This is a genomic window from Caulobacter sp. UNC358MFTsu5.1, from assembly GCF_000712075.1.
Lineage (GTDB): Bacteria > Pseudomonadota > Alphaproteobacteria > Caulobacterales > Caulobacteraceae > Caulobacter.
On record NZ_JONW01000006.1, the window covers coordinates 498,969 to 511,408 of the forward strand.

A 12,440-nucleotide genomic window follows, 5' to 3' on the forward strand; every position below is an offset into this window, starting at 1 on the left:
TGTCATCCGATAAATTTCCGTCACAGTCGCCTTCCGAGGCCCGAGAAGTACCGCATTCTACGGATGTCCGCAGATAATTGGTATCAGATTGGGCTTGGGGTTCGGCTCCAGGCCCAAGGGTCTGGAAAAAGGGGAGAAGCCGAGTATGCGAAATTTCCACAAGACCATTCTAACTGCGTCCGCCAGCGTTCTGGCGGTCGCGTTGGCCGCGCCGGCCTTCGCGCAGGACTCTACACAAGTCGACGAGTTGGTCGTCACCGGCATCCGGGCCTCGCTGCAGGCCTCGGTCGAAGCCAAGCGTAACGCCGACGCCGTGATCGACGTGATCACCGCCGAAGACATCGGCAAGTTCCCGGACAAGAACGTCGCCGAGTCGCTGCAACGCGTCCCGGGCGTCACCATCCAGCGTGAATTCGGCGAAGGCGAGCGTATCTCGATCCGCGGCACCGCGCCGACCCTGAACCGCACCCTGCTGAACGGCCACGCCGTGGCCACCGCCGACTGGTTCATTCTCGACCAGTTCAAGGCCAGCCGCAGCTTCAACTACCTGATGCTGCCGTCGGAAATCGTCGGCAAGGTCGAGGTGTTCAAGAGCCCGATGGCCGACATCGACGAAGGCGGCGTGGGCGGCACGGTCAACGTGCACACCCGCAACCCGCTGGACCTGGACCCGCTGACGGTCTCCGGTTCGCTGCAGGCCTTCCACGACGAGAAGTCGGGCGACACCGATCCGACCGCCTCGGCCATGCTCAGCTGGCACAACGCCGACAAGACGTTCGGCGTCCTGGTCGGCGGCATCTACGACAAGCGCCGCATCCGCCGCGACGGCATCGAGGTCCTGGGCTACCAGGCCGTGACGACGGCCACCGGCAACGGGACCAACATCACCGGCATCACGCCCGGCCAGACGGTCTACGCGCCCAGCCTGATCGGCTCGTCGCTGTTCACCCAGACCCGCGAGCGCAAGGGCGCCAACTTCGCCATCCAATACGCGCCCAGCGACAAGTGGGACGTGAACCTGACCGGGTTCTACTCCCACATGGACGCCGACAACTTCAACCAGAACTACATGGCGTGGGTCAGCCAGAAGATCGGCGCCCTGGCCACGACGCCGACCGAGACCTTCAACATCACCAAGGTCAGCAACGGCACCGCCGTGGCCGGCAACTTCAACACCCCCGGCGCCAACGGCGTGGTGTTCGACGCCATCGACCGCCTGGCCCATACCAATGTCGGCTCGCTCGACCTGTCGGGCACCTGGCGTCCGGCCGACGGCTGGGAGTTCAGCGGCCGCGTCGGCTACACCAAGGCCAAGGGCGCCACCGACCTGCAGCCGTTCTGGGAAACCAACGCCGCGACCGGCCTGAGCTACGACCTGTCGGGCGGCCTGCCGAAGGTGAGCTTCACCGACATCAACCCCCAGACCGCCGACGACGAGATGTCGCTGGGCTGGGTGTCGGCCAACACCACCGTCAACGACGACGACGAGTTCTACACCTTCGTCGACGGCGAGAAGTTCCTGGACGGCGGCGTGTTCAGCTCGGTCAAGTTCGGCCTGAAGTACACCGACCACGACCGCGACGTGGTGCAGACCTACGGTCAGCGCCGCGCCCTGTTCGGCGCCAGCGCCTGCGGCGGCCACGCCTGCTCGCTGGCCGACGTCGCCGGCGGCCCGACGCCCAGCGACTACCTGGACGGCATCAAGGGTCCGGGCGTGCTCAGCTCGTACCTGACGGCCGACAAGAACAAGATCGAGGCGATCTACGCCGCGATGGGTCCGGCCACGATCTACGACCCGAACAACCCCAACACCGGCGGCTGCATCGGCCTGGCCAACTGCGACCACTTCGGTCCGCTCGAAAGCTTCGACTTCAACGAGAAGACCTTCGGCGGCTACGTGATGGGCAACCTGAAGGGCGACGGCTGGCGCGGTAACGTCGGCGTCCGCGTCGTCAACACCAAGATCGAGACCAACGCCTGGCGCGTCGGCGTCTCGGCGGGCACGCCGGGCGCGATCAACAACCCGTTCGGCCTGATGGCGCCGACCTCGGGCGAGAAGGAGTACACCGACATCCTGCCTTCGGCGAACTTCGCGTTCGACCTGAAGGACGACCTGGTGCTCCGCGTGGCCGCCGGCCGCGTCCTGGCCCGTCCGGACTACGCCCAGATGGCCGGCTTCACCTCGCTGACCGAGTCCCTGCTGACGGCCTCGGGCGGCAACCCGAACCTCGACCCGTATCGCGCCAACCAGTACGACGCGACGCTCGAGTGGTACTTCGCCCCGCAGTCGATCCTGTCGGTCGACTTCTTCTACAAGGACATCTCGACCTTCATCGTCCAGGGCGCGACGACCGAGAAGCTGCCGCTGCAGGCCGCCGCCAACGACCCGCGGGTCGTGAACCCCGCCAACCAGTGCGTGCTGCAATCGCCGGGCCTCTACAGCTGTAACTACAGCGTCGGCCGTCCGGTGAACGTGGCGGGCGGCGACACCAAGGGCTTCGAGGTCAACTTCCAGATGCCCATCTGGAACGGCTTCGGCGTCCTGGCCAACTACACCTACTCCGACGCCAGCTCGTCCACGGGCGTTCCGGTGCCGTCGAACTCGAAGAACATCTTCAACGTCAGCGGCTACTACGAGAACGACCGCTTCAGCGCCCGTCTGTCCTACAACTACCGGTCCAAGTTCTTCGTCGACTACGACGCCGAGCGCGGCTACCGGCAGCTGTGGTCGGACTCGATCGCCTCGCTGGACGCCTCGGCCAGCGTCAACCTGACCGAAAACATCTCGCTCAGCCTCGACGCGATCAACCTGACCGACGAGAAGCAGACCGACAACTACGACAACGATCCGAACCGTCCGGCCCGTATCTACAAGAACGGCCGCATGATCTTCGGCGGTGTCCGCTTCAAGTTCTAGTCCGCGTACCGGGCCTCCGGCGTCCGCGCCGGAGGCCCGTAGTTTCCTCCCGAGATCGTTGCATCGGAGGCGGCATGGTCCAGGATCGCGTCATGACCTGCCCGCCGCCGCCGATCGCGACCAAAGTCCTCCTGACTGCAAGCACGGAGCTGGGGCGGAGCGGTCAAACGCTCCGCCCGCTTTTTGCCGCCCCGTCCTTTCCGCATGTCAGCTGGTGAGCGACCTCTCATGACCTTTTCCGCCCTCAAGGCCTCGGCGATCCTTTCGGCGTCGGTGGTCGCCCTGGCCTTCGCCTCGGCGACCCATGCGGCTCAGCCCGTCCTGACCCTGACGCCGGCCCCGGCCCAGGCGACCCCGGGGCAGGGGACCTTCGCCCTGACCGCCAGGACCCGGATCTTCGTCGCCAAGGGCGACGTCGAGGCCCGCGTCGTGGCCGGCCAGCTGTCGGACATGCTGTTCAAGGCCCGCGGCCTGAAGCCCGCCGTCGTCGAGGGCGCGCCCTCCGCCGGCGAGGCGGCCATCGTCCTGGCCCGGGGCGCGGTCTCCAGCGACAAGATCGAGGCCTACAAAGTCGAGATCGCCCCGACCGGCGTCGTCATCACCGCCCCCAAGCGCGCGGGCCTGTTCTACGGCGCCGTCAGCGTCTGGCAGCTGGCCGTGCAGGACGCCGCCAAGGGGCCCGCCCAGCTGCCCGCCGTCGGCATCGACGACGCCCCGCGCTTCGCCTGGCGCGGCTTCATGCTGGACAGCGCCCGCCACTTCCAGAGCGTCGAGACGATCAAGTCGATCCTCGACACCATGGCCGCCCACAAGCTGAACGTCCTGCACTGGCACCTGGTGGACGACCAGGGCTGGCGGCTGGAGATCCGGAAGTATCCGAAGCTGACCTCGGAAGGCTCCTGGCGCGTCCCGGCCGGGGCGGCGGGGCGCGACCCCAAGACCGGCAAGCCGATCCGCTACCAGGGCTTCTACACCCAGGACCAAGTGCGCGAGCTGGTGGCCTACGCCGCGGCGCGCGGCATCACCATCGTCCCCGAGATCGAGATGCCGGGCCACGCCCTAGCGCCGCTGGTGGCCTATCCGCAGTACGGCATGACGAAAAATCCGCCGCGCGCGAACATGGGCGACTGGGGCGTGTTCCCCTATCTCTACAAGCCCAGCGACGAGACGTTCGGCTTCCTGAACGACATCCTCGACGAGGTGATGGACCTCTTCCCGTCCGAATACATCCACGTGGGCGGCGACGAGGCCGTGAAGGACCAGTGGAAGGCCAGCCCCGAGGTCCAGGCCCAGATCCAGGCCCTGGGCGTCAAGGACGAGCACGGGCTGCAGAGCTGGTTCATCCAGCGCGCCGAAAAGCACATCAACAGCCGCGGCCGGCGGATGATCGGCTGGGACGAGATCCTGGAAGGGGGCCTGGCCCCCAACGCCACGGTCATGTCCTGGCGCGGGGTCGAGGGGGCGGTCGCCGCCGCCTCGCAGGGCCACGACGCGGTGCTGGCGCCCGACAGCACCCTCTACATGGACCGCCGCCAGAGCGCCTCGGCCGACGAGCCGCCCGGCCGGATCAAGATCGTCAGCCTCAAGGACGTCTACGACTTCGACGCCGCTCCGGCCGCCCTGACGCAGGCCCAGCGCGCCCACATCCTGGGCCTGCAGGCCAATTCGTTCACCGAGCACATGCGCACCGACGAGCGGCTGGAGAAGATGACCTTCCCGCGCCTGATCGCCGTGGCCGAGAACGGCTGGACGCCCGAGGCCGGCCGCGACTGGGACAGCTTCGCCGCCCGCCTGCCGGCCGAGATCGCCCGGATGGACGTACTGGGCGTGGCCCACGACACCGTGCCCTACGAACCCCAGGCCACCCTGCGCCCCGCCGACGGCGGCCAGGTGTCGGTCGCCCTGGCCTCGGGCCTGGGCTTGGGCGAGATCCGCTACACCACCGACGGCAAGGCGCCGACCAAGGCCTCCAGCCTCTACGCGGCGCCCCTGAGCGTCGCGCCGGGCAAGACCGTCCGCACGCGGACCTTCCTGGGCGATGAGCCCCTGGGCCGGGTCCGCGACTATCCGGTCAGCCTGCTGGCCGCCCACACGCGCAACAGCCATCAGCTCGAGATCTGCGGCAACGGCATCAACCTGTCGCTCGAGGACGACGCCCCGGTGGGCGGCCCGCGCGCGGTGTTCGCCGTCGACCTGATGAACCCCTGCTGGGTATGGAAGGGCGCCGACCTGTCGACCGCCCTGACCCTGACCGCCCGCATCGGCCAGGTGCCCTTCAACTTCCAGATCGGCGCCGACCGCGAGAAGATCCCGCTGCGCGCCCCGGCCACGCCCGACGGCGAGCTGGAGGTGCGGATCGACGGCTGCGCGGGCGAGCGGATCGCCGCCATCCCGCTGGGCGCCGCCGCCCGCGGGCCCGCCCTCGGAACGGTCGGTGGCAGGATCCCGGCCAAGGGCGGGGTCCACGATCTCTGCCTGACCTTTACAGCCAAGTCCGTCGAGCCGACCCTGGTGCTCGACAGCGTCTCCCTCACGGCCGCCGCCAAGAGCGGCCGGAACTGATCAGCAAGCAGGAAGCGTACCGGTGTCCAATCTCGTACTGTCCTCGCCGCTCAAGGGCTGGGTCGCCCCGCTGGACGAGACGCCCGACGCGGTGTTCGCCGAGCGCATGCTGGGCGACGGCCTGGCCATCGACCCGCTGGGCTCGACCCTGCATGCGCCCTGCGACGCGCGGGTGATCGCCGTGCACGGCACGCGCCACGCCGTCACCCTGCGGGCCGACAACGGCGCCGAGATCCTGATGCACGTCGGGCTGGAGACTGTCGGCCTGGGCGGCGAGGGCTTCGAGGTCCACGTCAAGGACGGCCAGGCGGTCAAGACGGGCGACAAGCTGATCAGCTTCGACCTGGACCTCTTGAGCCAGCGCGCCAAGAGCCTGATCACCCCGGTGGTGATCACCAACGCCGACGCCTTCCAGATCGTGCGCCGCGAGCAGGACCACGCCGCCGCGGTGGGCGACTTCCTGATGGAGCTGGCCCCGGTGAGCGGCGCCGGCGCGGTGCTGGCCATCGCCGAGGGCGAGGTGGCGCGCGAGGTCGTCGTGCCGCTGCAGCACGGCATCCACGCCCGCCCGGCCGCCCGCATCGCCGAGAGCGCCCGCAAGTTCGCCGCCGAGGTGGCCCTGGTCGCGGTCAACCGCCGGGCCAGCGCCAAGAGCCCGGTCGGGGTGATGTCGCTGGCCGTGCGCCACGGCGACCGCATCAGCGTCGTCGCCTCGGGTCCCGACGCCGACTTCGCCGTGGCCGCCATCGCCGAGCTGATCGAGGGCGGCATGGGCGAGAGCGCGGCCCTGCCGCCGACCGCCGCGCCCGCCGCCGTCGTCGAGGCCGTCCGCGCGGCCCCGCCCAGCGAGCCCGGCCTGCTGCGCGGGGTGATGGCCGCCCCGGGCCTGGCGATCGGCCAGGCCGTGCGCTTCGTCTCCAGCGACATCGTGGTGACCGAGGCCGGCGCCGGTGCGGGCCACGAGCGCGCCGCCCTGGAGGACGCCCTGGTCCAGGTCCGCGCCAAGATCGAGAAGTCGGCCAGCAAGGGCGACACCGCCCGCAAGGCCATCCTCGGCGCCCACCTGGCCTTCCTGGAAGATCCCGAACTGACCGCCTCGGCCCATCGGCTGATCGCCGACGGCAAGAGCGCGGGCTTCGCCTGGCGACGCGCCGTGGGCGGTTATGTCGAGGCCCTGCGCGGCCTGGGCGACCGTCGCCTGGCCGAGCGCGTCGACGACCTGATCGACCTGGAGCGCCAGGTGCTGCGCGCCCTGTCGGGCGAGGAGGACGAGGCCCGCGCCCTGCCGCCCGGCGCCATCCTGCTGGCCGACGAACTGCTGCCCTCCCAGCTGATGGGCGTGGAGGCGGGCCAGGTGGCCGGCTTCTGCACGGCCAAGGGCGGGCCGACCTCGCACGTGGCCATCCTGGCCGCCGCCATGGGCATCCCGGCCATCGTCGCCGCCGGCCCGGGCGTGCTGGACGTCACCGAGGGCGCGGCCCTGATCCTCGACGCCGAGGACGGCAGCTTGCGCGTCGGTCCCGACGCCGCCCAGCTGGCCGCCGCCCAGACCGCCATCGCCGCCCGCCACGAGCGCAAGGCCGCCGCCAAGGCCGCCGCCCACCAGGAAAGCCGCACGGCCGACGGGACGCGGATCGAGGTCTTCGGCAATGTCGGCTCGCTGAACGACGCCCTGGCCGCCGCCGCCAACGGCGCGGAGGGCTCGGGTCTGCTGCGCACCGAGTTCCTGTTCCTGGAGCGCGAGACCCCGCCCGACGAGGACGAGCAGGCCCGCCAGTACCAGGCCATCGCCTCGGCCCTGGACGGCCGCCCGCTGATCATCCGCACCCTGGACGTCGGCGGCGACAAGGCCGCGCCCTATCTGCCGATCCCGGCCGAGGAGAACCCGGCCCTGGGCCTGCGCGGCGTGCGCGTGAGCCTGTGGCGGCCGCACCTGCTGAAGACCCAGCTGCGGGCCATCCTGCGGGTCAAGCCGCTGGGCCAGTGCCGGATCATGGTCCCGATGATCGCCAGCCTCGACGAGCTGCGCGCCGTCCGCGCGGTGCTGGAGGAGGCCAAGCGCGAGATGGGGATCACCGAGCGGGTCGAGCTGGGGGTGATGATCGAGACCCCCGCCGCCGCCGTCACCGCCGACCTGATCGCCGCCGAGGCCGACTTCCTGTCGATCGGCACCAACGACCTGACCCAGTACGTGCTGGCCATGGACCGGGGCAATCCCGAGCTGGCCGCCCGCATCGACGCCCTGCATCCCGCCGTGCTGCGGATGATCGACCAGACCTGCAAGGGCGCGGCGCGCCACCAGCGCTGGGTCGGCGTCTGCGGCGGCCTGGCCTCCGACCTGGTCGCCGTGCCGGTGCTGGTCGGGCTGGGCGTCACCGAACTTTCCGCCACCGCGGCGACCGTGCCGGAGGTGAAGGCCCTGGTGCGGACCCTGGACGTCGAGGCCTGCCGGGCCCTCGCCCGCCAGGCGCTGGACCAGACCTCGCCCGAGGCCGTCCGAGATCTCTGCAAAGCCTTCCACCAGAAGGTTGGAGCCTAAGCGATGAAGTCCCCGCTCGAATTCCTCCAGCCCCTGGGCCGGGCCCTGATGCTGCCCATCGCCGTGCTGCCGGTGGCGGCCCTGCTGTTGCGCATCGGCCAGAACGACCTCCTTGGCCGGCCCGAACTGGCGATGCTGACCCACGACCTGTCGCTGACCGTGGCCAACGTCTTCGGCGCGGCCGGCGGGGCGATCTTCGCCAGCCTGGGCCTGATCTTCGCCATCGGCGTGGCCGTGGGCCTGGCGCGCGAGAACCACGGGGCGGCGGGCCTGGCGGGGGTGGTCTGCTACGTGATCGCCACCAAGGGCGTCGACGCCCTGATGGTCGTGCCGCCCGACGTCGCCGCCCAGGCCGTGGAGGGCGCCAGGGACCTGACCGTCGCGGCCTGGAAGGCCAAGGAGATCGGCAAGCTGTCGATCCCGGTCGGCATCCTGTCGGGCGTGATCTGCGGCTGGCTCTACAACCGCTACAGCAACATCAAGCTGCCGGAATACCTGGCCTTCTTCGGCGGGCGGCGCTTCGTGCCAATCGTGGCCGGTCTGGCCGGGGTGCTGCTGGCCCTGATCTTCGGCTTCGCGTGGAGCGGGCTGGAGGCGGGCGTCGACGGCCTGTCGGGCCTGGTCACCGCCTCGGGCAATGTGGGCCTGTTCGTCTACGGCCTGCTCAACCGCCTGCTGATCGTCACCGGCCTGCACCACATCCTCAACAACGTGGTCTGGTTCATCCTGGGCGACTTCAACGGCGCCACCGGCGACCTCAACCGCTTCGCGGCCGGCGACAAGAGCGCCGGGGCGTTCATGAGCGGCTTCTTCCCGGTGATGATGTTCGGCCTGCCCGCCGCGTGCCTGGCCATGTACCACACGGCCCGGCCCGACAAGCGCAAGGCCGTCGGCGGCATGCTGGGCTCGCTGGCCCTGACCTCGTTCCTGACCGGCGTGACCGAGCCGATCGAGTTCACCTTCATGTTCCTGGCCCCGCTGCTGTTCGCGATCCACGCGGTGCTGACCGGCCTGGCCATGGCCCTGATGAACATCCTGGACATCAAGCTGGGCTTCGGCTTCTCGGCGGGCCTGTTCGACTACGTGCTGAACTTCAACAAGGCCACGCACCCGCTGCTGCTGATCCCGGTGGGGCTGGTCTACGGCGCGATCTATTACGGGATCTTCCGCTTCGCCATCCAGCGCTTCGACCTGAAGACCCCGGGCCGCGAGGCCGACGACGCGGTGGCCGCGCCCGTGGTGAGCACGGGCGGCGGACGCGGCGCGGACTTTGTGGCGGCCCTGGGCGGGGCGGCCAATCTCACCAGCGTCGACGCCTGCACCACCCGCCTTCGCCTGATCGTCGCCGACCAGGGCGCGGTCAACGAGCCGGCCCTGAAGGCCCTGGGCGCGCGGGGGATCGTCAAGCCGTCGGACAAGGCCCTGCAGGTCGTGCTGGGGCCGGTGGCCGACCAGGTGGCCGGCGAGATCCGCGCGGCCATGAACGCCGGCGGCGGCGCCGCGCCGGCCAAGGCCGTCGCCGCCAAGGCCGCGCCCCTGACCTCGGCCCTGCCCACCGCGGCCGACGATAGCCGGGCCGAGACCCTGGTCGCCGCCCTGGGCGGTTCGGCCAATGTCGAGGCGGTCGGCGCCTGCTCCAGCCGCCTGCGGCTGGTGGTGCGCGACAACGGCCGGGTGGACGAGGCGGCCCTGGCGGCCCTGGACTCGCGCGGCGTGGTCCGGGTGGGCGAGCGCGCCGTGCACGTGGTGCTGGGCCCCGACGCCGAGCGGATCGGCGAGGCGGTGCGTTGCCTGCTGCCCGCCTGACGGCGCGGTGCTAGGAATGCGGAAAGCGTAGGGGGACGGGCGTGGACAAGGCGATCAACGACATCCTGATCGTCGGGGGCGGCACGGCTGGGTGGATGACCGCCGCCTACCTGGCCCGCCGCCTGGGCTCGGCCCGGCCGGACGGGGTGCGCATCACCCTGATCGAGTCCAGCGAGATCGGCATCATCGGGGTGGGCGAGGGCACCTTCCCGACCATCCAGAACACCATGCGCACCATCGGCGTCGACGAGGCGCGGTTCATGCGCGAGGCCGGGGCGGCCTTCAAGCAGGGCATCAAGTTCGTCGACTGGAAGACCGCGCCCAAGGACGGGGTCCACAGCCACTACTACCATCCGTTCGCCCAGCCCCGGCTGCTGAACGGCGGTCTGGACCTGGCGCCCTACTGGCTGATGGGCGGGGCGGGCGACATCCCGTTCTCGGACGCCGTCACCCTGCAGGACAAGGTCTGCGACGCCGGTCGCGGGCCCAAGCGCCTCGACGATCCGCAGTACGGCGGGCCGATGGCCTACGCCTACCATTTCGACGCCGGACGCCTGGCCAACCTGCTGCGCGACGTCGGCAAGGCCACGGGCGTCAAGCACGTGCTGGGCAACGTGCAGGGCGTCAACAAGGCCGAGGACGGCTCGATCGCCTCGCTGACCACCCGCGAGCACGGCGACCTGACGGCCGACCTCTATATCGACTGCACCGGGTTCGCCGGGGCCCTGATCGGCGAGGCCATGGGCAGCGCCTGGATCGACAAGGGCGACACCCTGTTCGTCGACCGCGCCCTGGCCCTGCAGGTGCCCTACGACCGCCCCGACGCGCCGGTGGCCACCACCACCATCTCCACCGCCCACGAGGCCGGCTGGACCTGGGACATCGGCCTGCCCGACCGGCGAGGCACGGGCTATGTCTATTCCAGCCGCCACACCACCGACGACCGGGCCGAAGAGATCATCAAGGGCTATGTCGGCAAGGCCGGCGAGGGCCTGACGCCGCGCCTGCTGAAGCTGAAGGTCGGCCACCGCGAGGCGCACTGGATCAAGAACTGCGTGGCCGTGGGCCTGTCGGGCGGATTTCTGGAGCCGCTGGAATCCACCGGCATCGTCCTGATCGAGGCCGCCGCCTACATGCTGGCCCGCAACCTGCCGCGCCGGGGTGGGATGGAGGCCGCGGCCCGCCAGTTCAATACGGCCATGACCGACCGCTACCTGCGGGCCATCGATTTCATCAAGCTGCACTACTGCATTAGCCAGCGGACCGACAACGCGTTCTGGACCGACAACTGCGACCCCGCCTCGATCCCGGAGAGCCTGCAGGACCACCTGGCGATGTGGCGGCACCGGCCGCCCAACGCGTTCGACTTCCCGAACCTCCACGAGAGCTTCAAGTACTTCAATTACCAGTACATCCTGTACGGCATGGGCTATGGGACGGAGGTCGATCCGGCCGCCCACGCCCACGGCGACCTGGCGCGGGCTGACTTCGGGCGGGTGCAGGAGGCGGGCCGCCGCGCCGCCGCCGGCCTGCCCGATCATCGGGCCCTGCTGACCGACGTCTACACGCGCGGCTTCACCACCAAGGCCCCCGACCTGGCCGCGGCCGAGGCCGCCGAGGCGCCCCGGCGGTGAACGAGACCGCCGCCTTCGCGCCCGGCCCCGATCCCCGCGTCGAGCTCCTGCGCGTCGGCCAGGAGCAAAGCCCGGTCCTGATCCTGGACGGCCTGCTGGACGGGGCCGAGCGCCTGGTCGACTTCGCCGCCGAGACGGCCGTCCTGGCTCCGGTCAAGGCGGCCGTGAACTTCTATCCCGGGGTCCGCGCGCCCGCCCCGCCGGGCTATGTCCAGGCCCTGGTCACGGCCCTGAGGCCCTATCTGGCGGAGACCTTCGGCGTCGCGGCGGGCGGCAAGGCCCACGTCACCTGCGCCCTGTCGATGGCGGTCCTGCCGGCCGACCAGGCGACCTGGGCCCAGCGCCTGCCGCACATCGACACCACCTCGCCAACCCAGCTGGCGATCCTGCACTATCTGTGCGGCCCCCCGCACGGCGGCACCGCCTTCTACCGGCACCGCGCCACCGGCTTCGAGACGATCGATCCCGCGCGCGGCCCCGCCTACCTGGCCGCCCTGCGCGAGGAGATGGCGACGGGGGCCGTCGGGGCGGACGAGGGCTACATCGCCGCCTCCAACGCCCTGTTCGAGCAGACCGCCGTCGTCGCGCCGACGTTCAACCGGATCATCGTCTACGCCAGCAACCTGCTGCACGCCGGCGTGCTGTCCGACCGGCCCGCCGACGCCGATCCCCGCCGGGGCCGGCTGACGGCCAACACCTTCTTCCGTCCCGAAGCCGGCTGACGCCCTCAACGCCGGACGAGCGGCGTCCCTCCGCCTTCGGCGCCAGCGCTGTCAGAACCTACAAACCACGGCAGGCATGTCCAAGCCGCCCGCCCGCGATCGGCCTAGCCTCCCGCGCGGACGCCGGCGACCAGCGCCGGCTCGACAGAGAGGGGCCGGCGCATGACCACGTCTTCCGATGAACAGGACGGCGCGTCGCGGCGCGACGTCGTCACCAGCGGCCTCAGCCTGGCCCTGATGAGCGCGATCCCCTCGCTCTC

General features: G+C 70.5%; 6 protein-coding genes. All 6 read left to right on the forward strand.

From position 1 onward, the window contains the following. The first annotated feature begins 145 nt into the window (after positions 1 to 145). The 6 genes from BR39_RS0111065 to BR39_RS0111090 all read left to right on the forward strand — a co-directional run bounded on the left by BR39_RS0111065 (position 146) and on the right by BR39_RS0111090 (position 12,180). Entirely contained in the window at positions 146 to 2,917 is a 2,772-nt protein-coding gene (locus BR39_RS0111065) for a TonB-dependent receptor (protein WP_029911327.1), read from the forward strand. Positions 2,918 to 3,145: 228 nt separating this feature from the next. Then, positions 3,146 to 5,479, forward strand: coding sequence for a family 20 glycosylhydrolase (locus BR39_RS0111070; protein WP_029911329.1), 2,334 nt, complete (start codon positions 3,146 to 3,148; stop codon positions 5,477 to 5,479). A gap of 22 nt (positions 5,480 to 5,501) precedes the next feature. Continuing rightward, positions 5,502 to 8,018 carry a phosphoenolpyruvate--protein phosphotransferase gene (ptsP, locus tag BR39_RS0111075; protein ID WP_029911336.1) on the forward strand — a complete coding sequence of 839 codons (2,517 nt, stop codon included), beginning with the start codon at positions 5,502 to 5,504 and terminating at the stop codon, positions 8,016 to 8,018. A 3-nt stretch (positions 8,019 to 8,021) separates the two neighbouring features. After that, complete coding sequence (gene nagE / locus BR39_RS0111080) at positions 8,022 to 9,824, forward strand: N-acetylglucosamine-specific PTS transporter subunit IIBC (protein WP_029911344.1); 1,803 nt, start codon at positions 8,022 to 8,024, stop codon at positions 9,822 to 9,824. Between the two features lie 41 nt (positions 9,825 to 9,865). Continuing rightward, the gene (locus BR39_RS0111085) at positions 9,866 to 11,458 is read left to right on the forward strand and encodes a tryptophan halogenase family protein (RefSeq protein ID WP_029911347.1); all 1,593 of its coding nucleotides are present in this window, start codon (positions 9,866 to 9,868) and stop codon (positions 11,456 to 11,458) included. Next, on the forward strand, positions 11,455 to 12,180 hold the full coding sequence (locus tag BR39_RS0111090; protein ID WP_029911348.1) for a DUF6445 family protein: 726 nt from the start codon (positions 11,455 to 11,457) through the stop codon (positions 12,178 to 12,180). The genes BR39_RS0111085 and BR39_RS0111090 overlap by 4 nt, the downstream gene beginning before the upstream one ends. Positions 12,181 to 12,440 lie beyond the last annotated feature (260 nt).